The organism is Mesorhizobium sp. M0136 (assembly GCF_040322515.1).
Taxonomy (GTDB): Bacteria; Pseudomonadota; Alphaproteobacteria; order Rhizobiales; family Rhizobiaceae; genus Mesorhizobium.
Genome location: NZ_JAMYTP010000018.1, coordinates 36,906 through 58,691, shown reverse-complemented (window position 1 = coordinate 58,691; position 21,786 = coordinate 36,906). Strand labels below are relative to the sequence as shown.

Genomic DNA, 21,786 nt, shown 5'->3' with positions numbered 1-21,786 from the left:
CTTAGCTATCCATAGCGTGGATGCATTTGATTGGAACAAACGATTTTACCAATTTTCCGGAATGTCGCATGGACTTGGCAGGACCTAACGTGCGCCGATCACTGCCTCTATCGCGTGGCGAGTCCCTTGAGAAGAGCCCGAAAGAGGAAATCTGTCGCGTGCGGTGGAGATTGTACTGGGAATGAGAGGCAGCGCTCCGATCATGTCGAACTCTCCGACGAATGGTGGACCGGTACAATAGTTGATCGCAATGGTCCGGAGCTATGAAACATCTCGATTACATATGAGGTGCCGAGTGAATACGCTGACAGCACCCACCGTCGCAGCGTTTAGCTGACGTTTGACGACGGTTCCTATCCATTTACACGCAGATTCTTGATGTGCTGGCGCAAAAGCGGGAGGCCGGCGACTTTTCTTCCTCATCGGGCTGACGCCGCAGAAGCCGGAACTCGTCCGGTTCCTATGGGCATTGGGCTTGGTCGGTCGCACAGGCTCTATGAGGGGCAATTTTGGCAACGCGACGCGACTCGGGTTTTGAACGACGCCGAAAACGCAAGCTGGAAAGGAACAAGATGGCAGATCAACTCGCCAACGAAATAATCGCCATGATCAAGAAGCGCGCCGCGTCGGAGGGCGGCATAGCGCCTGCCACGGGCGGCGAGATAACGGCTGCCACGGGACTGACTTCGCTCGGTATCGATTCACTGGGATTGGCGGACGTTCTCTGGGACCTGGAGCAGGCCTACGGCATCGAGATCGAGATGAATACGGCCGAGGCATGGTCGGATCTCCAGAATGTTGGGGACATGGTGGAAGCCGTGCGCAGCTTGCTCGCTAAGGGGGTGTGAATGGACAGGCGCGTCGTGATTACTGGGATTGGCGGGATTTGCGGGCTTGGGACCAACGCCGCCGCCATTTGGAGAGAGATGCGAGAAGGCTGCTCCGCCATCGGCCCAATCGTCAACTCCGAGCTCTATGAATTGAGGGTCAGGATCGGTGCCGAGATCAAGGCGCTGCCGGAGCATGACATCGACGGCAAGCAACTCATCTCCATGGACCGCTTCAGCCTGCTCGCTGTGCTTGCGGCGCGCGAAGCCATGCGTCAGGCCGGACTTTCCTCCAAAGAGGGAAATAGCTATCGCTTCGGTGCGACGGTGGGCGTTGGCGGCTGCGGGTGGGATGCGATCGAGCAAACCTACCGCGCCATCCTTCTGGGCGGTAAGCGTGCCGCTCTCTTGACTGTACCCAAGGCGATGCCGGGTGCCGCTGCCGGCCAGGTCAGCATGAGTCTCGGCCTGCGCGGGCCGGTCTTCGGCGTCACGTCCGCCTGTTCCTCGGCAAACCATGCGATTGCCTGCGCGGTGGACCAGATCAGGCTCGGCCGGGCCGACGTGATGCTTGCCGGCGGCAGCGAAGCGCCGCTCATATGGGGTGTGCTGAAGGCATGGGAAGCGATCCGCGTGCTTTCGCCCGATACTTGCCGGCCATTCTCGGCCGATCGCCAGGGCCTGTCGCTTGGTGAAGGCGCCGGCATGGCGGTGCTGGAAAGCTACGAGCATGCCCTGGCTCGGGGCGCCACCATCCTTGCCGAAATTGCCGGTGCCGGCCTTTCCGCCGATGCGTCCGACATCGTCGCGCCGACTGTCGAGGGGCCGGAGGCAGCAATGCGGGCCTGCCTTGCCGATGCCAGGCTGGACGCCGAGGATGTCGACTATCTCAACGCGCACGGCACCGGCACCAAGGCCAACGACCAGATCGAGACGGCGGCGATCAAGCGCGTCTTCGGTCAGCACGCCTTCTCAATGTCCATTTCTTCTACCAAGTCCATGCACGCGCATTGCCTCGGCGCGTCCGGCGCGCTCGAGTTGATCGCCTGCGTGATGGCTATCCGCGAGAGCGTCGTGCCGCCGACTGCCAATTATCGTGAGCTGGACCCCGATTGCGATCTCGACGTCACGCCCAATGTGGCACGCGAGCGCAAGGTGCGCGTGGCACTGAGCAACTCCTTCGCCTTTGGCGGCACGAACGCGGTTCTGGCGTTCAGGCAGGTGTAGAAGCCATGAGAGATGCCTCCGGCAACATTATCTCTCGCATCCAGATGCTTGCCGGATAACTATTGTGAAGGGCGGGTCATTGACCGCCTCGGCGAATGCGGGAAGTGGCAGCGGAAGCTCGACGATCCGGGGGTATCGTCTTTGCGAAATTCTTAACTGTTGAAGCGGCTTGGACGTACCGCCGCCCCGTAAAAGGTAAGCGAGGCCCTGCGGGCTCGGCTTGAGGGTCTGAAGCTGTACACGAATGTCTGGAAGCCGCAGGGTCGGCTCTGCGCCCGTTATAGTCGCCTGAGTGCTGCCGGCAAGAAGCCACCGGTGGTCATGGCCGAGATCGTGCATGAGATGGCCCCTTCTTGTGGACCATCGGGCGAGAGGTTTCACCATCATAGCGGTCTCGAACCAACGTGCGGCACAGCGCCGGGGGCGGAGCCACCTTGGGGAACTCCCGTCGGTGGTTATGTGGCCGAGCCAGTCCGCGCGGCGCCCTCTCCGATAGGGTTAGAAGGGTTCAGCTAGCTAGGCGCGTGTCACGTTTTGTATAAGGCACAATAGCAGTGAGAAATGGAGATTGATGCCTGCGCGTTTTCGAATAAGACAATCACTAAGCTGTCAGCGGAATTACATCAGGAATTGTCTATAGCCGCCGCCCATCAGGTAGCGGCCACGTTGGATGGCGCGACGCACCTGATCGCGAAGATGGCTACCTGGATGAGACCAATCTTCTTCGACACGGCGTCTCCCGAACAGGGCAATGGCGATCTCCTGATGAGATGCTCCCGCAAGCGAGCCATCCAAAGCCTGGAGCACGAGACGCAGACGCGCTCCGCGGGGCTCCGGCGGAAAGCAAGCAGCTGCCAGGCGGCCGCAACCATTGATGTCGTTCAGGAACTGAAGGGCAGCGACATGGAACTTCAGGTGCTGCGGCTGCACGATCGCGTCGACATATAGCCGCAACGGGCGGAGAACGGATGCACCGGAAAGGGCGATCTGCAGACTCCGGCAGTCCTCCCTCAGCAGCAGGTGCTGCACGCCGGCAGGTGTCAGCAGGATGTCCTTGCAGCATGAGAGCGAAGAAAGATCAAGCGGTTCAAAATCGCGGTCGAGCCCAACCGGCTCCGCGGCCGCTCGTAGGATACGGGCGCAGTCGCGCGGATCCCAAAAAACCCTTGCCGACGTAGCGTCCGACTGTGGCGCGTCCGCGAAAAAGGAGGCTCCATTGTCTTAGGAAAGATGATCCTGTCGTCAACTCGATTATCTTCATGTCGGCCTGGGCTCCGACAATGCAGGCGGACGGTGCCATTTTGGCGTGGTCGCGCTGGAATTGTGGATTGCGCCGAAGAAACTCCCAGGCCCAGGCAGTGCGCGGCAATCGTCTGGCGTAGTGGTAAGCTTCGTGACGACGCCAGTCCGGCCAGCATTCAAGACCGACCGTCGCTTCCTTGGGCAGACCAGCATCCTTCACGGCTCAGGTGTCCACAATGCCGACGGGCCTAGAACCGGTTGCCACAGTACCGGTCCGCTCAGACGTCCCCTGCTGCGGATGCGCAAAAGGCTCGCGCGGGAAATCTCGAGAAACCCGGCCACCGCCTCCGTTTTGCCGACGGACTTGGGTTGTCCGATGCGCGACAATGGCCACGTCGCGAGGCGAAGGATCCGTTCCATGCGCGTATCCGTCACCGTTACTATCCGGGTCAGATCCTTGGCCAAGCCGAACTCGATCATGCCCGCGAAGAGCTCGTAGGTTGCCTGGGCCAGCCCGCCCGCTGCCTTGGGCGCCGACGGAGGGAGATCGAGCGCGAAACGACTGCTCTCCCATATGTCGGCAGTCGAGGGCATGACGTCAGCACCCAGCAGCACCGGGAACGTGTCGCGCAACATTGTGGGTCCGGTGCTGGGCAAAAGACGCACGCAACCGCGAATTCGCCAGTCGGATCCCCTGAGGAGCAGATAGACAGGCTTCAGACCATCAAACGGGTCTGTTTCCATCTGGTCTTCGGTATCAACTTCCCAATCGAGCCTTTCCTTGAACACCCGAAACCTGAGCCCGTGCATCTCTTTGAGCTCGCTTGCGAACTCGTTGTAAAGGTCTGGTGTTATCAGCTGCATCATGGTCGCCTCCGTGCGGGATGTGTTCCCGCCATCGAAGGGCAAAGCTGGCAACGATGCAGCCTGTAGAGGTTTACAGCTATCGTGGCAGAAGAATCAGGATCTCGCCTGGCCGGAGGCAACCAGTCGTGCAACGGCCTGGTTGATCGTTCGAACGCCAAGCTTTGCCTTGGCGTTTTCCAGATGAAAGGTCACGGTGCGCTTTGAGACGCCGAGAAGCTGGCTGATAACCCAAGCCGACTTGCCGCGCGCCGCCCATTTCAGGCACTCGAACTCCCGCGGGGTGAGCGTTACACCATCCACCACGCGATCGTCGGCGAGCCTGCGCCGGACATGGATATGAAAGTTGATGGCCACCAGCTGCAATGCTTTTTCGTAACGTGTCAGTGACCGCAACAGAGGCGGGCGGGACTCGTCGGAAGCAAAGGTCAGGGCAGCAAACCGGCCGCAATGATCATGCATGGATATCGTCAGGCCGCCGCGGATGCCAAACTCAGCCGCACTCTCCAGAATTTGTTGCTGCGAATTCGGCAGACAGTGCCGAGCGCGATCCACACCCCAATCGAAGGTATCCCAGCCTTGCAGCCCGCGCAGGATGACCGGATCAAGACTGTGGTACCGCTGTTGCAGATAACGTGATGTCCAGGATGATGGATAGTTTGAGATCAATTGCGGGGCGTCGCCGGAGGCCGACGGGTAAGTGAAATAGGCGAATAGCGGAAAATCGAAGCCGGCTGCAGCGGATGCCATTGCCTCACGGAGATCGGCAGCATCAACACTTGCAGACAGTTGCTCGACGAAGTTCTCAAACACGCGATGCATTTGAGCTTTGCGTAACCTCCGTGATCGCTCGATGCCAGGCAGAGACCTTGTTTTAAACAATCCCGGACGGATACAGGGCGTGCCGAGGACCCCGTTAATCTGGTGAAACCCGTGATATTCTGACGTTGTCTATGAGACGTGTGCCGCCGAGCCAGGCCGCGACAAGCAAGCGTGCCGGTTGGTCAAGGCTTGTCATCGGTCGCAGATCTGCCTCGTCGCGAAGTTCTAGGTATTCGACCTCGCGATAGCCTGCAGCCAGAATTGCTGCGCGCGCTTCGGCAAGCGTTGGCAGGACGGGCGAGCCGCGGGCAAGCCGCTCAGCCGTCTCGAGCAAGACCGATGGTAGCTCGGGGGCAACAGCACGCTCTGCTGGCGAGAGCCGGACATTGCGCGATGATAGTGCAAGACCGTCGGCTTCGCGGATTGTCGGACAAGGAACAATGGTGATTGGAATATCCAGGTCCCGGGCCATACGCCTGACTAGCTGAAGCTGCTGAAAGTCCTTTTCGCCAAAGAAGCCGAAGTCAGCGCTGGTCTGCAGGAAGAGCTTGGAGACGACGGTCGCCACGCCATCGAAATGTCCCGGCCGGAAGGCACCGCACAGACCCTCGCTGACACCGGAGACCGAAACGGTCGTGGCGAAGGCCGCCGGATACATCTCCTCTGCATCCGGCGCATAAAGCAGGTGCGCGCCAAGCGGTGCCAGCTTGGCGGCATCCTCGTCCTCAGTGCTCGGATACGCGGCGAGATCGGCCTGGCTGTTGAATTGCTTCGGGTTGACGAAGAGCGTCACGATCACCCGGTCGGCCTTCACGAGTGCCGCGCGCACCAGGCTGAGATGGCCCTCATGCAGGACGCCCATCGTTGGCACGACGGCAATCCTCACGCCCTCGCGGCGCCATGCGGCGACGATTTGGCGAAGCTGGGCAACGCTCCTGACAATCGGCACGCTCACGCTGCTTCTCCGCTCTTGGTGGCGTCCGCGTCGGCGGGCTTGGGCGCATCGGCAAACACGTGCTCGGCGGCCGGAAACTGGCGCTCCTTCACTTCCCGCGCATAGGCCGCGATCGCAGCCGCAGCGGCCTCCCCCAGTTCAGCGTAGCGCTTGACGAATTTGGGCCGGAAGTCGCCGAAGAGGCCCAGCATGTCGTCGACGACGAGAATCTGGCCGTCACAGGCTGCCGAGGCACCGATGCCAATGGTCGGGGTCGCCACCTCCCCGGTAATCCGGCGGGCGAGCGCCTCGGGAACCTTCTCCAGCACGACCGCAAAGGCGCCCGCTTCGCTCACCGCAAGCGCGTCGCGCCTGATGCGCTCGGCATCCCCGCCTCTGCCCTGCACGCGGTAGCCACCGATGGTGTTGATCGCCTGCGGCGTCAAGCCGACATGGGCCATGACCGGCACGCCGCGCGCGGCGAGGAAGCCGATCGTCTCTGCCATCGTTTCGCCGCCTTCGAGCTTGACGGCCCCGCAGCCGGTCTCGGCCATGACGCGCGCGGCATTGCGGAAAGCCTGCTCGGGGCTTTCCTCGAAGGAACCGAACGGCAAGTCGACGACCATCAGCGCCTGCTCGAGGCCACGGCGCACGGCCTGGCCGTGCGTGATCATCATCTCCAGCGTCACACCGAGCGTGGAGGGCAGGCCGTGGAGAACCATGCCGACGCTGTCGCCGACCAGCACCACATCGCAATGGGGATCGACGAGCCGGGCGACTGGCGTCGTGTAGGCGGTAAGGCAGACGAGCGGCGTCCCACCTTTACGCGAACGAATATCCGGCGGTGTGATCGCCTTGGTGTCACCAAACGCACTCAATGGAACCTCCTTCCCCAACGTTACCAACCGCGGGTGTCGCGTTTGCCACATTTTTGTGCAAGTGCGAAGAGCTAAAAATGGCCGTGCAGCTTTGCGGTGTTGACGTGCTGACAGGCGCGCTTACAGTTAAATCGATTCGGGCGCCCCCGAGCTGGCCAACCACTTTCGCGAACATGGACGATCAGGCAAAAGGACCCAGGAAAGACAGAGCCGCCGTCAAGGCCGACGAAGTCAAAGTGGACCTGATCGCCTTTGTCGTCGCCGTAAACGACGGTGAACCCTGTGTCCTCACCATCGGCCAGGCGGACACCCTGCCCTCCGGACCATTTGCGCTTGAGCACCGATCGCTGCAATCCGGTTTGAGGGGGTGGGTCGAGCAGCAGACCGGCCATCCGCTGGGGTATATTGAGCAACTCTACACCTTCGCCGATCGGGATCGCATCGGCGCCGAGCGCCAGCAGCGCGTCATCTCCATCAGCTATCTCGCATTGACCCGCAAGGAACAGGCAGCTGGCTCGCCCAAGTGCGGCTGGCAGAGTTGGTATGAATATTTTCCATGGGAGGACCACCGCTCGGGCACGCCTCCGGTCGTGCTGGACGTTCTGCGACCGCGCCTGATTGAATGGGCAGACGGCGTCAGCGACGCGGCCGCGCGACGTGAACGCTGGCAGCGGGCGACGATAGCCTTCGGCTTCGACGACCGCTTTTGGAACGAGGAACTCACGCTTCAACGCTATGAGTTGGTCTACGAAGCAGGCCTGGTCCAAGAGGCCGGAAGCGGACGGGACGCGACGCCGCCTCCGCTGGTGCCCAGCAAGTCTATGGTCGCCGATCATCGCCGCATCGTGGCGACCGGCATTGCGCGGCTGCGCTCCAAGATCAAATACCGGCCGGTCGTCTTTGAGCTGATGCCGCCGGTCTTCACGCTTTTGCAGCTGCAGCGAACCGTGGAGGCGCTCGCCGGCAGGCTCATCCACAAGCCGAACTTTCGCCGCCTGATCGAGCAGCAGGAGCTGGTCGAAGAGACCGGAGAGGCCACCACGGAGACCGGCGGCCGGCCAGCGAAGCTTTACCGGTTCCGCCACGCCGCTCTCGACGAGAGGGTCATCGCCGGGACAAAATTGCCGCTGGCGCGGGGTTGACATCCCTTATACTCACAGCAAGTATATGCTGGTTATTTTCAACTAGAGTATAAGCTGGAGGGGTCGATGAGCGCCATGCTGCCGACGGCCGCGTTTCTCTACGAGCGCGTCCGACGAGTGATCCCGCCGATCGAATGGCCGGCTTTCGTCGAGGATATCGAGGCGATCCTTGCATTGAAGCGCGAGCGCAACGCCATCATCCTGGCGCACAACTATCAGACGCCCGAGATCTTCCATTGCGTGGCCGACATCGTCGGCGACAGTTTGGCACTGGCCCGCAAGGCTGCGACGATTGAGGCGCAAGTCATCGTGCTGGCCGGCGTACATTTCATGGCCGAAACGGCCAAGCTGCTCAATCCGCAAAAGACGGTGCTCATTCCCGACCTGCGGGCAGGCTGTTCGTTGGCGGAATCGATCACGGCAGAAGACGTGCGCTTGATGCGCCAGCGTTATCCCGGCGTGCCGATCATCACTTATGTCAACACGTCGGCCGAAGTGAAAGCCGAGTCGGATATCTGCTGTACATCCGGCAACGCCAAGGCGGTCGTCCAATCCCTTGGCGTTCCCCAGGTGATCATGTTGCCGGACGAATATCTGGCCCAGAATATCGCCGCCCAGACGGATGTGCAGATCATCGCCTGGAAAGGGCATTGCGAGGTGCATGAGCGCTTTACACCGGCCGACATCCGCGAGTTGCGCGAAAGCCATCCCGGCGTGATCGTGCTCGCGCATCCCGAATGCCCGCCCGACGTCGTGGCTGAAGCAGATTTTTCCGGCTCGACCGCTGCCATGTCCGACTATGTCGAAAGGCAAAGGCCGGCACGTGTCGTGCTGATGACGGAATGTTCGATGAGCGACAACGTCGCGTTAGCGCACCCAGAGGTCGAGTTCATCCGGCCCTGCAATTTGTGCCCGCACATGAAGCGGATCACGCTTGCCAACATCCGCATGGCGCTCGAGCAGAACCACCATGTCATAACCATCGAACCCGGGATCGCCGGGCGCGCGCGGCTTGCGGTCGAACGGATGCTGGCAATTTGAGCGCCGATATCCGCAGCTTCTTCGGGCGGCCCATCATCGTCGGCGGCGGCATCGCCGGACTGATGACCGCGCTTCAACTGGCGCCGGAGCCGGTGCTTCTTCTGTCCAGGACGCTGCTGGGAGCTGACAATTCGAGCACCTGGGCACAGGGTGGTCTGGCTGCAAGTTTCGGCGAAGACGACGATCCAGCACTGCACCTGGCCGATACACTTGCCGCCGGGGATGGTCTCTGCGACACAGACGTGGCGAGCCGCATCCTCCAAGCCGCGCCCAAGGCGATAGAGGGGCTTGCGGGCTTTGGGGTTCCTTTCGACCGTACGCCGAAAGGTTCACTGTGCCTCGGATTGGAGGCCGCACACAGCCGACGTCGCATCGTTCATGCGCATGGTGACGGCACCGGGCGTGAGATCATGCGTGCCCTGATCGCGGCTGTGCGTTCCACTCCGTCGATTGTTGTCGTGGAGGGCGTGGAAGCGCGCCGGCTGGCGGTGCGAGAGAATGCGATCCGAGGCGTCTGGGCGAGCGGCTCGACAGGACCTGTCTTCTTCGGCTCACGGCGGGTCGTCCTCGCCACCGGTGGGATCGGGGGACTGTTTCTCGACACCACCAATCCTTGGGGCAGTTGCGGACAGGGCCTGGCGCTTGCGGCCCGCGCTGGAGCTGTCCTTGCCGACCTCGAGTTCATCCAGTTCCACCCGACCGCGCTTGACGGCCCGGAACGCCCTATGGTGCTGATCAGCGAGGCCGTCCGCGGCGAAGGTGCTGCCCTGATCGACGAAACCGGCCAGGCTTTTCTCCAGAGCGTGCCAGGGGCGGAACTTGCGCCTCGTGATGTCTTGGCGCGCGCCGTCTGGAACCATCTTGCCAACGGCCACCGTGTTTTTCTCGACGCGCGGCAACGGCCTGGCCCGGAATTTGCTCGACACTTCCCGACAATCGCATCAGCCTGTCGTGGAGCCGGCATCAATCCCGCGCGCGATCTCATCCCCATTCGTCCGGCCCAACACTACCACATGGGTGGCGTTGCCGTGGACTGCTCCGGTAGGACGTCCGTCAAGGGGCTGTGGGCCTGCGGCGAAGTCGCTTCGACAGGACTGCATGGCGCCAACAGGCTCGCCAGCAATTCCTTGACCGAGGCCGTCGTGTGCGCGCGCTGGGTCGCTGAAAGTGTTGCCGGAACGCCTGCTCGCAGAACAAAGCCTGCGTTTGCGGACGTTTACCCATCGCCCGCTCCGATTCCGGTGCGTGTTTTCCTGTCGCGCGCACTCGGCATCGTCCGGGATGGTGAAGGTTTAAAAGCAGCCGCACGTGCCTTATTGCCGCTCGCCGATAGCAAGGACGCGGCCTCGGATCCGGCGGCTGCCGGGCTGATGATCGCGGTTGCCGCACTGTTGCGCGAAGAAAGCCGCGGCGCTCATTACCGGACAGACTTTCCTCATCATGCGACTGTCGCCCGACGGTCCGAAATCACCCTCGAAGCCGCCTTGGCCGCTGCGCGGGAACTCGGACACTCGCCAAGCCTCGAAGGGGCAAAGTGATGACGCTCTCACCGCTTCCCACGGTCATGCTTGAGCCGCTTGTAAGGGCAGCTCTTCTTGAAGACCTTGGCAGAGCCGGCGACTTGACCACGGAGGCCATCGTCCCGAAGGAACGCCAAGCGGGAACCGTGCTGGCGGCGCGCCAGTCCGGAGTTGTCGCCGGCCTCGATCTGGCGATGCTCGCTTTCCGCTTGATTGATCCTGATATCGAAATCTCGGTGGAGCGGGCAGACGGCTCCAATGTCATGGATGGAGAGGTCATTGCATCAGTGGTTGGCCCTGCCCGGGCCATTCTCACAGCCGAACGGACGGCACTCAATTTTTTGTGCCATCTGAGCGGCATCGCTACAGCAACGGCATCGATCGTCGCTGCGGTTCGTGGATATGGCGCGAAGATCGTCTGCACGCGCAAGACGACGCCCGGATTGCGGGCAGTCGAAAAGTATGCGGTGCGCGCAGGTGGCGGATCCAATCACCGCTTCGGCCTCGACGACGCAATTCTGATCAAGGACAACCACATCGCCATCGCAGGCGGCGTTCGCCCGGCGCTCGAGCGAGCACGAAGACGGGCCGGTCATCTCGTCAAGATCGAGGTCGAGGTCGATACGCTGGCCCAGTTGGAGGAGGTACTTGGCTTCGCTCCCGATGCGGTTCTGCTCGACAACATGTCCCTCGCCGATCTTCGCCGCGCCGTCGCAATCGTTGGCGGCCGTGCTATCACCGAGGCTTCTGGCGGGATCGCATCCGATACAGCGCGAGCGATTGCCGCGACCGGCGTTGATCTGATTTCAGTCGGCCGACTGACCCACAGCGCGCCGATCCTGGATATCGGCCTCGACTATTGGGGCTCATGATCGCCTGAGGAACGAACAGGATCGAATCAACTGTCCTTTCCGATCGTCATCAATCAGACAGCAAAGCAAGGCAGAACCGGAGGAACAGCATGGACATGCAAACAGCGAGTCCAACGCAGACATCGCCACAGGCTCAATCCCCTGACCCTGGAGCGTGGACCCTGGAGAAGGCTCGGGCACTTCACGATGCCCCCTTCAACAATCTCCTCTTCCTCGCGCAAACCGTGCACCGCCAGAATTTCGATCCCAACAAGGTCCAGCTCAGCCGGCTGCTCAGCATCAAGACGGGCAGATGCCCGGAGGATTGCGGCTATTGTAGCCAGTCGGCGCATCACGAGACCGGCCTGAAGGCGTCGAAGCTGATGGAGGTCAGGCGCGTCATCGTCGAGGCGAAGAAAGCGCGTGACGCCGGCGCAACCCGCTATTGCATGGGCGCGGCCTGGCGAAACCCCAAGGCGCGCGACATGGATGCGGTCGTGGCGATGGTCGAAGGCGTCAAGGCGCTGGGCATGGAGACCTGTATGACGCTCGGCATGCTCGATCTTGAGCAGGCCGCTCGAATGAAGCAGGCTGGTCTCGACTACTACAACCACAACATCGATACGTCGGAACGCTACTATAGCGAGATCATCAGCACGCGCAGCTTTGCCGACCGGCTCGAGACGCTCGAGCACGTTCGCCAATCCGGCATCAAGGTCTGCTGCGGCGGCATTGTCGGCATGGGCGAGGAGCCGGTGGACCGGATCGACATGCTGGTGACGCTGGCCAATCTGCCGGAACATCCGCAAAGCGTTCCGATCAACATGCTGATTCCGATCGCCGGCACCCCGCTTGCCGACGCCAAGCCGATCGAGCCGATCGAATTCGTGCGCGTGATCGCGCTGGCGCGCATCATGATGCCGAAATCGCATATCCGACTTTCGGCCGGCCGCACCGCCATGACCGACGAGATGCAGGCGCTGTGCTTTTTTGCCGGTGCCAATTCGATTTTCGTCGGGGACACGCTGCTGACGGCGGACAATCCCGGCGAGGACAAGGATACCCTGCTGTTCCGGCGCCTCGGCATCGAGCCGATGGAACTCGAGGCGCAATGAACGGGGCACCGCTTGCCCGCTATGAGGCGACCTTGCAGGGACTGGCGCGCAAGGACCGGCTGCGGACGCTGAAGCCGCGCGCCGGCCTCGACTTCTCGTCGAACGACTATCTCGGGCTTGCCGCCTCCAAAAGACTTGGCGAAGCGGTTGCGGCGGCGATCGCGCGGGGCACGTCGGTTGGCGCCACCGGGTCGCGGCTGTTGCGTGGCAACGCGCCGGAGCATGAGGAATTGGAGGCAGACGCGGCGGCATTCTTCGGGACCGAGCGCGCGCTGTTCTTCGGCAGCGGCTACATAGCCAATTTCGCTCTGCTGACCGCCCTGCCGCAGAAGGGTGACCTGCTGATCCTCGACGAACTTGCCCATGCCAGCATGCGTGAGGGTGCACAGGCCGGGCGCGCCGAGGCCAGGCTGGCCGGGCACAACGACGTCGACGCTGTCGAGGATGTCATCACCCGCTGGCGCGCCGAAGGCGGCATGGGGCGCGTCTGGATCGCGGTCGAAAGCCTTTACAGCATGGATGGCGACCGCGCGCCGATGGAGAGCCTCGTCGCGCTTGCCGATCGGCACGAGACGTTCCTCGTCGTCGACGAGGCGCATGCCACCGGTGTCTGGGGACCGGATGGCCGCGGCCTTGCCGCCGCTTTCGAGGGCCGGGACAACATCATAGCGCTCCATACATGCGGCAAGGCGCTCGGCGCTTCCGGCGCGCTGGTCACAGCGCCGCGAACGCTGTGCGACTATCTCGTCAACCGATGCCGGCCATTCATCTACGCTACTGCGCCATCGCCGCTGATGGCGGTCGCGGCGCGCGAAGCGCTCGCAATGCTCGCCGACGAGCCCATGCGCCGTATTCAGCTGCATGAGCGGGTCGCTTTCGCGAGCCGCCAGTTGGTCGAGCGCTGCGGCGTAAAGCCCAGCGGCTCGCAGATCCAGCCAGTTGTCATCGGCGACGTCAGCCGCGCAATGGCGGTGGCGGCGGCACTGCAGGCCCGCGGCTTCGACATACGCGGCATTCGTCCGCCGACCGTGCCCGAGGGCACGTCGCGGCTGCGCATCTCACTGACGCTCAATATCGGCGAAGCCGACATTTCCGCCATGGTCGAGGCGCTGGTCGAGGTGTTGGCCCAAACATCACCGGAGGCGATATGACCCAACGCATCGTCATCACCGGAACGGATACCGGAGTTGGCAAGACCGTGTTTGCGGCTGGGCTCGCCGGTTTGCTGGACGGCTTTTACTGGAAACCGGTGCAATCGGGCCTCGACGGCGAGACCGACAGCGAGGTTGTCGCGCGGCTTGCCGGCTTGCCCTCAGAGCGCGTGCTGCCGGAAGCCTACCGCTTGCGGAGCCCGCTGTCGCCGCATCGTTCGGCCGAGATCGACGGCGTGGCGATCAAGGCTGCCGATCTTGCTTTTCCCGTCCTACCGACGCCGCTCGTCATCGAAGGCTCCGGCGGCCTAATGGTGCCGCTCAACCGGCGCACAAGGTTAATCGACATCTTCGCTGAATGGCGGCTGCCCGTTATTCTGTGCGCCCGCACCACACTCGGCACCATCAACCACACCTTGCTATCGGTCGAGGCGCTCCGCGCCCGCTCCATCCCGTTGGCGGGCATCGCTTTCATCGGCGATGAGATGGCCGATACGCAACGGACCATCGTGGAATTCAGCGGTGCGCCGCAGCTCGGCAGGCTGCCGCACCTCGATGTGCTGACGGGCAAAACACTGAGGGACGCAATGGTTGCCGGCTTCGCCTTCGCCTCGATTACTGGAGGTGACTGATGTCGCAGTCTCATGTGTGGCATCCCTTCACCCAGCACGCGCTCGAGCCTGCGATCCCAGAAATCGTCCTGACTGAGGGCGTCTATCTCCACAGGGCCGACGGCGCCCGCATCCTGGACGCCATCTCCTCCTGGTGGGTCGTCACACATGGCCACCGCCATCCCCGCATCATGAAGGCAATCGAGACAACCGCGTCGAGCCTCGACCAGATTATCTTTGCGGGCTTCACGCACGAGCCGGCAGAGCGCTTGGCCAAAGCGCTTGTCGGCCTCGCTCCCGCTGGACTCGACTGGGTGTTCTATTCCGACAGTGGCTCGACCTCAGTCGAAGTCGCGCTGAAGATGGCGCTCGGTTATTTCCGCAACATCGGCGCGCCGCGCTCGCGCATCGTCGTCATGGAGCACAGCTATCATGGTGACACGATTGGAACGATGAGCGTCGGTGCGCGTGGCGTGTTCAACGCCGCCTACGAACCCTTGCTGTTCGAGGTCGACATCATCCCCTTTCCGGCCGCGGGGCACGAGCAGGAGACGCTGGATCGTTTCGAGGCTGTGACCCGCGATCGACGAGCCGCAGCCTTGATCGTCGAGCCGCTGGTGCTGGGCGCCGGCGGCATGCTGATGTATCCAGCATCGGTTCTGGCCGAATTGAAGAAGATCACTGAGGCCTCCGGCTCGCTGCTGATCGCCGACGAGGTGATGACCGGCTGGGGACGCACCGGAACCATGTTCGCCTGCGAGCAGGCATCGATTTCTCCAGATATCCTGTGCACCTCCAAAGGCTTGACCGGCGGCACCATCCCGCTGGCCGTAACGCTTGTCACCGATGCCATCTTCCGGGCGCACTATTCCGAGGACCGGAAGAAGACGTTTTTCCATTCGAGCTCCTACACCGCCAATCCGATTGCCTGTGCGGCAGCACTCGCCAATGTCGAGATCTGGCGCGACGAGCCAGTGGCCGGGCGGATCACGGCCTTGAGCGTGATGCAGGCCGTCGGGCTTAGACGCTTTCGGGACAATCCATATTTTGCCGACTGTCGAGCCACGGGAACGATCGCGGCGCTCGACCTGCGAACCGGTTCCGCAGGTTATCTCGCCGAGATTGGTCCGAAGCTGCGCGCTTTCTTCCTCGAGCGCGGACTGCTTGTGCGCCCGCTCGGCAATGTCCTCTACCTTCTGCCACCCTATTGCATCGCAGGCGACGAGCTCGAACGACTCTATGACGCCATCGAGGAGGCCGGGGAACGCTTCGGGTCCAGGCCATGAGCAAGTCGTCGCGCATTCTCGGACTTGGCCATCACGTGCCTGGGCGCAAGGTGGCCAATGCCGAGATCGAGAGCAATCTCGGCCTCGAGCCGGGCTGGATCGAAAGGCGTACCGGAATCCGTTCGCGCTTCTGGGCAACGGACGAAGACACGCTGTCTGGCTTGGCCACGCAAGCCGGCGACATGGCTTTGGCGAACGCCGGTATTGCGCGCCACGACATCGGTCTGCTGTTGCTTGCCACCTCGACGCCCGACCATCTTCTGCCGCCAAGCGCGCCGCTGGTCGCACACAAGCTTGGCCTTGGCCGCGCAGGCGCGGGCGATCTGACCGGCGCCTGCGCCGGCTTCATCTATGCGCTCATGTTTGCGGACGGGTTCACCCGCCTGCATGGCAAACCAGCGCTGGTCATCGCCGCCAACATCCTCAGCCGCCGCATCAATCCAGCCGAGCGCGCGAGCTCAGTCTTGTTCGCCGATGCCGCCGGCGCCCTGGTGATCGGTCAGTGCGATGATGCTGATCGGGGCATTCTCGGTGCCTCGGTGGCTTCGGACGGCTCGCGCTACGGCCTGATCCAGATTCCCGCAGGAGGAAGCAACACGCCGTTCCATGGCGACCTCGACCTCGCGCAAACCCGAATGACGATGACCGACGGCCGCGAAGTGTTCGCAAAGGCCGTCGAGATGATGACCGATTGCTCGATAAGCGCGCTAGCCGCTGCCGGAGTGCGACCACAGGATGTCGACCGGTTCGTGCCGCATCAGGCCAATGCTCGCATTTTCGGCGCGGTCGGAAGAAACCTCGGCATTGCGGACCAAGCAATTGTCAAGACGATTGCCGAATACGGCAACTCTTCGGCCGCGACGGTCCCGCTGTCGCTCTCGCTCGCCAACCAGATGAAGCCATTCCAGCCAGGAGAGAAAATCCTTCTGGCGGCGGCGGGTGCGGGTCTCAGCGGCGGCGCTCTCGTGGTTGGAATCTAGCCGGCCGGCTCACGCGCGCAGGATTGGTCATGAATGGCAATAGGAGCAACAGAACCAATGCCAAAATGGCCTTCTGAAGCTCGACATGACCAAGCTGACGCAGCACGACCCGTGCGAGCCTCTGGATGAGTTCAAATGCAACACCCGTTGCACCAATCGTACCATCTGAATAAAGCTCAATTACAAAGGGTGAGCCGCCCCATATATGTCGGATACCCGACATTGTTCACATAAAAGGCTCGATGCTTACACGCTCTTTGCTGGCTGCTCTTTGCTGTCTTCTCTTTTCTCTTTGCTCTTTGCTCTTCCGTCTTGACTAGCAGGAGCCTGCGGCTTATCTCATTGCCGCGTTAGCACTCGCTTCGGCTGAGTGCTAGGCATGCTCCGGCAACGGAGCACCGTTCAACATCCGCACCAAGGAAATCCAAAAATGGCAAAGTCGAATTTCCGGCCGCTGCATGACCGCGTGGTCGTACGCCGGGTCGAATCCGAATCCAAGACCGCCGGCGGGATCATCATCCCGGATACGGCGAAGGAAAAGCCGCAGGAAGGCGAGATCATCGCCGTCGGCTCCGGCGCTCGCGACGAAGCCGGCAAGCTGGTCCCGCTGGACGTCAAGGCCGGCGACCGCATCCTGTTCGGCAAGTGGTCGGGCACCGAAGTCAAGCTCAATGGCGAAGACCTTCTGATCATGAAGGAATCCGACATTATGGGCATCATCGGCTGATTATCGGCCTCACCGTCAACTGAATTTCGGGCTTGATCGCAAGCCCCTGCCAGGAGCTAAAAAATGGCTGCCAAAGACGTAAAATTCTCCCGCGACGCCCGCGAGCGCATGCTTCACGGCATCAACATCCTCGCCGACGCGGTGAAGGTGACCCTCGGTCCCAAGGGCCGCAACGTCGTCATCGACAAGTCGTTCGGCGCACCGCGCATCACCAAGGACGGCGTCACCGTCGCCAAGGAAATCGAACTTTCCGACAAGTTCGAAAACATGGGCGCGCAGATGATCCGCGAAGTTGCTTCGAAGACCAACGACATCGCCGGTGATGGCACCACGACCGCGACCGTTCTGGCGCAGTCGATCGTCCAGGAAGGTAACAAGGCGGTTGCCGCCGGCATGAACCCGATGGACCTGAAGCGCGGCATCGACCTGGCCGTGACCGAAGTCGTCGCGGCTCTCGGCAACGCTGCCAAGAAGATCAAGACCTCGGAAGAGGTTGCCCAGGTCGGCACCATCGCCGGCAATGGCGATGCTTCGGTCGGTTCGATGATCGCTGAAGCGATGCAGAAGGTCGGCAATGAGGGCGTCATCACCGTCGAGGAAGCCAAGACCGCCGAGACCGAACTCGAAGTCGTCGAAGGCATGCAGTTCGACCGCGGCTATCTCTCGCCCTACTTCGTCACCAATGCCGAGAAGATGGTTGCGGATCTGGAAGACGCCTACATCCTTCTCCACGAGAAGAAGCTCTCCAACCTGCAGGCCATGCTGCCGATCCTCGAGGCTGTCGTGCAGACCTCGAAGCCGCTGGTCATCATCTCCGAAGACGTCGAAGGTGAGGCCCTGGCCACGCTGGTCGTCAACAAGCTGCGTGGCGGCCTGAAGATCGCTGCCGTCAAGGCGCCGGGCTTCGGTGATCGCCGTAAGGCCATGCTGGAAGACATCGCCATTCTCACCGGTGGCCAGGTCATCTCCGAAGACCTCGGCATCAAGCTCGAGAATGTCGGCCTCAACATGCTCGGCCGCGCCAAAAAGGTGTCGATCTCCAAGGAGAACACCACCATCGTCGACGGCGCCGGCAAGAAGGCCGAGATCCAGGGCCGCGTCGCCCAGATCAAGCAGCAGATCGAGGAGACCACCTCGGACTACGACAAGGAGAAGCTGCAGGAACGTCTCGCCAAGCTGGCGGGCGGCGTTGCCGTGATCCGCGTCGGCGGTGCGACCGAAGTGGAAGTCAAGGAAAAGAAGGACCGCGTCGATGACGCCCTCAACGCGACCCGTGCGGCGGTCGAAGAAGGCATCGTTCCCGGCGGCGGCGTCGCACTGCTGCGCGCTTCGGCCAACATCAAGGTCACCGGCGTCAATGCCGACCAGGCTGCCGGCATCAACATCGTTCGTCGTGCACTGCAGGCTCCGGCCCGTCAGATCGCTTCGAACGCAGGTGCGGAAGCTTCGATCGTTGCCGGCAAGATCCTCGACAACAAGGGCGCGACCTACGGCTACAACGCCCAGACCGGCGAATATGGCGACATGATCGCCATGGGTATCGTCGATCCGGTCAAGGTCGTGCGCACTGCCCTCCAGGACGCGGCCTCGGTCGCCGGCCTGCTCGTCACCACCGAAGCCATGATCGCGGAGGCTCCGAAGAAGGAGTCAGCTGGCGGCGGCATGCCTGGCGGCATGGGCGGCGGCGGTATGGGCGGCATGGGCGGTATGGATTTTTAATCCAGCCCCTATCAACTTACAGCGGACAGGGCGGCAGCAATGCCGCCCTTTCCTTGTGTGCCGAACATGATCGAAACCTTGGAGTGCGTCCCGAGGATCTCGTTCGAGCCTCACCGCATGGTCGAGAATTAGGATCTTGTCCGATCGAGCAATTCGCGGGCTCAACCTGGTCAAACCGGCGCCCCCTACGAACTGCCCGATCCTTGAGGATTCCGCTGCGCGACAATCACGATGCTTCATTCAGTTGGTAGCTATAGGCGGTGAATCATGAGGGGCATTGAGGAGCGTGGCAAGGCGCCCATCTCGGCATTTAACTCCATCGAGCGTGATATCAGGGACAATTCTCTCATCGGAACCGGCGGCTGGCGTTGAAGGACCCGGTGAATCATCCTGTTCTATAGTGGAGCAGACGCGCTCTGAGCCTCAAGATCAAGCGTTTCCTCCTCTGAGTATCCTTGATCTGCCGCTGGACATTCTCGTTGATATTGCTGAGCGGCTCAGCCCGATGGATCTGCTGAGGATTTCGCACACAAATCAAGAGCTGCGTGTCGCCGCGATGATAATCGCAACGCCTCAAGAAAGGCGGATTCAGGTTCAGGCCATCTGTGGCAGCCCTTGCAACCGCGCTCCAGCAGCGTCTCGTCGTCGTGGCCGAGGGGCCTCGTGACCCCGACGACTGCGCTTCGGCCTTGTGGGGCCTCGGAGCGGGCGTGGCAGCGCTTGCACCCGAGCTCCAGCGGCGTCTCATCCTCCTCGCCGAAGGGCTTGAGCCCAGGTCTCAGACCATTGCCCTGGAGGGCCTCGGAGCAGGCGTGGGTGGCGGACATAGCAGCCTGTCCCATACCTATGAATACGTTTGGCTGAAGCAGACCGATGGCTGCGCGTCGAAGCCGAAGCCGTCGAGTTCGCGGACAAACGGGAACTGCGCGATCTTGCTCGACATGAGCGTGTCGAGCTGGTCGCGGATCGCCGTCAACTTCAGCCGATCCAGGATTGCGATCAGCAGGTCATGATCTAGGGTCGTCATCACCAGCTCCCTCCGGCCACCGCTTCGTACTCGGCGAGTGGCCGCAGCAAGGTGGCCGGGGGTGATCTTGATCCGCTCGGCGCGCACCGGCCCTTCGAAGCCGGCAACGCCGACAAAAGGCTCTGTCGCAAACCTGGAAATGGGGTTGTGAACGGCCATTTCGGCCTGTCCGTCAGGCAGCGAGGAGATCGAAACAGCGATCGACAGACTTGTAGGCATACCTCGCCTGTCGCTTGCCCATCATGTGGATCATCTCGATGCCGGAGAGGATAACCACGTCGTTCGCATGCGACTTGAAGCCGAGCATGGATCGAATGCGGCTTGATACGCCGGTGATCCTGTTCGATCCGATTGTTGAGATGCCGGCTATTGCGGAGCGGATCGGCTTCAGCGGTCGCCGCGATCGCTGCCGCAGCCGGCTTTCAGCGTCGCAGGAAAGGATTGCTTCGTAATTGGTCTGGCTGCCGTCGATGACGATGCGCTCCGGCCGGCCATGGCGCGTCAGCGCCTTGCGGAGGAAGCGTTGGGCCGCCACCAGGTTACGGTTTTCGCTAAAGAAGAACTCGACCGTATCGCCGAGGATGTCGATAGCGCGGTAGAGATACATCCATGGCCGCGGACCTTGATGTACGTCTCGTCCAATGCCACTTGCTGCCGACCACACGCTTGCGCCGGTTGAAGCGCTCCAGCAGCTGCGGCGAGAAGTGGGCAACCCAGCGATGCACAGTGGAGTGGTCGACCTTCAACGCGTTCGGCCATCATCTCTTCCAGATCGCGCAGGCTCAGAGTGTAGGCCAGGTACCAGCGCACGCACAGCAGGATCACCGACTGGTCGAAATGGCGGCCCTTGAACATCACGTGCTCCTCCACAGCTGAGGCGTTTTTCTTGCCATGCTCGCTTACAAAAAGGTTTGCGACAGAGCCGTTCGAACCGCATGCCGACACCATCGTCAAGGGCGGCCGCGATGTCCATTATGGCCACAAGCTCAACCTGACGACGGGCAGGCAGTCTGTTCTTTCAATTTAGACCAACTATGCGGATGCCGCCTCAGTCAATTCAAGAATGTAACCAATGCCGCGCATGGTCGTGATACGTGGCGTTGCACCTGACCTACTCAGGTGTCCACGTAAGCGATAGATTCCGACTTCAAGCGCGTTGGCAGATACCTCGTCGTTGAACGAATAGAGGTGATCTTCCAACTGCGCACGAGGCACGATGCGGCCTGCACGGATAAGCAGATGCTCTAAAATACATAGTTCGCGGCGTGCGATCTTCAGAGGATGACCCGAGACGGAAACCTGTCGGCCGATCGGATCGAAATTGAGATTGCCAAATACAACGATGGGGTCGGTCACCTGTGTCGACCGGCGCAGAATGGCTCTCATTCTGGCGATGAGCTCATCGAAAGAGACGGGCTTGAGCAGAAAGTCGTCCGCGCCACCGTTGAAAATTGCAATCCGCTTCTCGAGATCGTTGATGCTACTCATAATGAGGGTTGGAACTGAATGCCCGTTGCTCCTTAGCTGTCTCAGCCAGCCCAAGCCATCGCCATCTGGCAGAGCCAACTCCAGCAGGAGAATTTCATAGGTTGCGCAACAAAATGCCCTCGACGCCTGTTCCAGGTTGCCAACTACATCAACGGCAAAACCGCTATCCCCGAGCGCAACTCGCACAGCGCGCGTAAGATCCACATGATGATCAATGAGCAGCGTTCGCATTTCACGTCCTATCAAGGTCGGACAGGTCACCGTCCGCTGTAAGACCGGGGCGACAGCGGAAGTCGCGCAACTCTTCGTAGTGTTCGTAACGCTCTTTCCGATG

The 21,786-nt window shown here is 61.7% G+C and carries 21 protein-coding genes and 2 pseudogenes; 13 read left to right on the top strand and 10 right to left on the bottom strand.

Annotated elements, in window-relative coordinates; genetic code table 11:
* Positions 1-572 precede the first annotated feature (572 nt).
* Together NKJ35_RS21435 and NKJ35_RS21430 are read left to right on the top strand one after the other, a co-directional pair.
* Positions 573-848, top strand: a complete 276-nt coding sequence (locus tag NKJ35_RS21435) for an acyl carrier protein (protein WP_023679611.1) — start codon at positions 573-575, stop codon at positions 846-848.
* Positions 849-2,054: a beta-ketoacyl-[acyl-carrier-protein] synthase family protein gene (locus NKJ35_RS21430; protein ID WP_352649457.1), complete on the top strand. Its 1,206-nt coding sequence runs from the start codon at positions 849-851 to the stop codon at positions 2,052-2,054. It begins immediately after the preceding gene.
* Here NKJ35_RS21430 and NKJ35_RS21425 read toward each other — a convergent pair.
* From NKJ35_RS21425 to panB, 7 genes and pseudogenes are all read right to left on the bottom strand, one after another.
* Positions 2,041-2,205, bottom strand: a pseudogene (locus NKJ35_RS21425) (LysR family transcriptional regulator); the annotation flags it as partial. The gene NKJ35_RS21430 and the pseudogene NKJ35_RS21425 sit on opposite strands and share 14 nt — an antisense overlap.
* A 467-nt stretch (positions 2,206-2,672) precedes the next feature.
* Positions 2,673-2,984 carry a DUF2285 domain-containing protein gene (locus NKJ35_RS21420; protein ID WP_245274808.1) on the bottom strand — a complete coding sequence of 104 codons (312 nt, stop codon included), beginning with the start codon at positions 2,982-2,984 and terminating at the stop codon, positions 2,673-2,675.
* Positions 2,985-3,141: 157 nt separating this feature from the next.
* On the bottom strand, positions 3,142-3,516 hold the full coding sequence (locus NKJ35_RS21415) for a transcriptional regulator domain-containing protein (RefSeq protein ID WP_352480277.1): 375 nt from the start codon (positions 3,514-3,516) through the stop codon (positions 3,142-3,144).
* Complete coding sequence (locus NKJ35_RS21410; RefSeq protein WP_352480278.1) at positions 3,513-4,163, bottom strand: acyl-homoserine-lactone synthase; 651 nt, start codon at positions 4,161-4,163, stop codon at positions 3,513-3,515. Before NKJ35_RS21410 ends, NKJ35_RS21415 begins: the two co-directional genes overlap by 4 nt.
* 93 nt (positions 4,164-4,256) lie before the next feature.
* Positions 4,257-4,982, bottom strand: a complete 726-nt coding sequence (locus tag NKJ35_RS21405; RefSeq protein ID WP_352480279.1) for a LuxR family transcriptional regulator — start codon at positions 4,980-4,982, stop codon at positions 4,257-4,259.
* 94 nt (positions 4,983-5,076) lie between these two features.
* Complete coding sequence (gene panC / locus NKJ35_RS21400) at positions 5,077-5,937, bottom strand: pantoate--beta-alanine ligase (protein WP_352480280.1); 861 nt, start codon at positions 5,935-5,937, stop codon at positions 5,077-5,079.
* Positions 5,934-6,794: a 3-methyl-2-oxobutanoate hydroxymethyltransferase gene (panB, locus tag NKJ35_RS21395; protein WP_352480281.1), complete on the bottom strand. Its 861-nt coding sequence runs from the start codon at positions 6,792-6,794 to the stop codon at positions 5,934-5,936. Before panB ends, panC begins: the two co-directional genes overlap by 4 nt.
* Before the next feature lie 173 nt (positions 6,795-6,967).
* Between panB and NKJ35_RS21390 the strand changes: the two genes are divergently transcribed.
* The 11 genes from NKJ35_RS21390 to groL all read left to right on the top strand — a co-directional run bounded on the left by NKJ35_RS21390 (position 6,968) and on the right by groL (position 18,937).
* Positions 6,968-7,936 (top strand): NUDIX hydrolase, encoded by a 969-nt coding sequence (locus NKJ35_RS21390; protein ID WP_352480292.1) that lies wholly within the window; start codon positions 6,968-6,970, stop codon positions 7,934-7,936.
* Between the two features lie 66 nt (positions 7,937-8,002).
* Positions 8,003-8,977, top strand: a complete 975-nt coding sequence (nadA, locus tag NKJ35_RS21385) for a quinolinate synthase NadA (protein WP_352480282.1) — start codon at positions 8,003-8,005, stop codon at positions 8,975-8,977.
* Entirely contained in the window at positions 8,974-10,515 is a 1,542-nt protein-coding gene (locus tag NKJ35_RS21380) for an L-aspartate oxidase (RefSeq protein ID WP_352595626.1), read from the top strand. Before nadA ends, NKJ35_RS21380 begins: the two co-directional genes overlap by 4 nt.
* Complete coding sequence (gene nadC, locus NKJ35_RS21375) at positions 10,515-11,369, top strand: carboxylating nicotinate-nucleotide diphosphorylase (protein ID WP_352469119.1); 855 nt, start codon at positions 10,515-10,517, stop codon at positions 11,367-11,369. Before NKJ35_RS21380 ends, nadC begins: the two co-directional genes overlap by 1 nt.
* Before the next feature lie 95 nt (positions 11,370-11,464).
* A complete protein-coding gene (gene bioB, locus NKJ35_RS21370; protein WP_352480294.1) occupies positions 11,465-12,463 on the top strand; it encodes a biotin synthase BioB in 999 nt (332 codons plus the stop codon).
* The gene (locus NKJ35_RS21365) at positions 12,460-13,614 is read left to right on the top strand and encodes an 8-amino-7-oxononanoate synthase (protein WP_352649456.1); all 1,155 of its coding nucleotides are present in this window, start codon (positions 12,460-12,462) and stop codon (positions 13,612-13,614) included. The genes bioB and NKJ35_RS21365 overlap by 4 nt, the downstream gene beginning before the upstream one ends.
* The gene (gene bioD / locus NKJ35_RS21360) at positions 13,611-14,246 is read left to right on the top strand and encodes a dethiobiotin synthase (protein WP_023673640.1); all 636 of its coding nucleotides are present in this window, start codon (positions 13,611-13,613) and stop codon (positions 14,244-14,246) included. The genes NKJ35_RS21365 and bioD overlap by 4 nt, the downstream gene beginning before the upstream one ends.
* Complete coding sequence (locus NKJ35_RS21355; protein ID WP_352649455.1) at positions 14,246-15,511, top strand: adenosylmethionine--8-amino-7-oxononanoate transaminase; 1,266 nt, start codon at positions 14,246-14,248, stop codon at positions 15,509-15,511. The genes bioD and NKJ35_RS21355 overlap by 1 nt, the downstream gene beginning before the upstream one ends.
* Positions 15,508-16,491 carry a 3-oxopimeloyl-[acyl-carrier-protein] synthase BioZ gene (gene bioZ / locus NKJ35_RS21350; protein WP_352649454.1) on the top strand — a complete coding sequence of 328 codons (984 nt, stop codon included), beginning with the start codon at positions 15,508-15,510 and terminating at the stop codon, positions 16,489-16,491. Before NKJ35_RS21355 ends, bioZ begins: the two co-directional genes overlap by 4 nt.
* Positions 16,492-16,921: 430 nt before the next feature.
* The gene (gene groES / locus NKJ35_RS21345; RefSeq protein ID WP_019863563.1) at positions 16,922-17,218 is read left to right on the top strand and encodes a co-chaperone GroES; all 297 of its coding nucleotides are present in this window, start codon (positions 16,922-16,924) and stop codon (positions 17,216-17,218) included.
* A 63-nt stretch (positions 17,219-17,281) separates the two neighbouring features.
* Positions 17,282-18,937, top strand: coding sequence for a chaperonin GroEL (groL, locus tag NKJ35_RS21340; RefSeq protein WP_352649453.1), 1,656 nt, complete (start codon positions 17,282-17,284; stop codon positions 18,935-18,937).
* 868 nt (positions 18,938-19,805) lie between these two features.
* Here groL and NKJ35_RS21330 read toward each other — a convergent pair.
* From NKJ35_RS21330 to NKJ35_RS21320, 3 genes and pseudogenes are all read right to left on the bottom strand, one after another.
* Positions 19,806-19,964 (bottom strand): annotated as a pseudogene (locus tag NKJ35_RS21330) (ATP-binding protein); the annotation flags it as partial.
* Between the two features lie 172 nt (positions 19,965-20,136).
* A complete protein-coding gene (locus NKJ35_RS21325) occupies positions 20,137-20,571 on the bottom strand; it encodes a DDE-type integrase/transposase/recombinase (protein ID WP_352572603.1) in 435 nt (144 codons plus the stop codon).
* Between the two features lie 425 nt (positions 20,572-20,996).
* On the bottom strand, positions 20,997-21,683 hold the full coding sequence (locus NKJ35_RS21320; RefSeq protein WP_023679590.1) for a response regulator: 687 nt from the start codon (positions 21,681-21,683) through the stop codon (positions 20,997-20,999).
* Positions 21,684-21,786 lie beyond the last annotated feature (103 nt).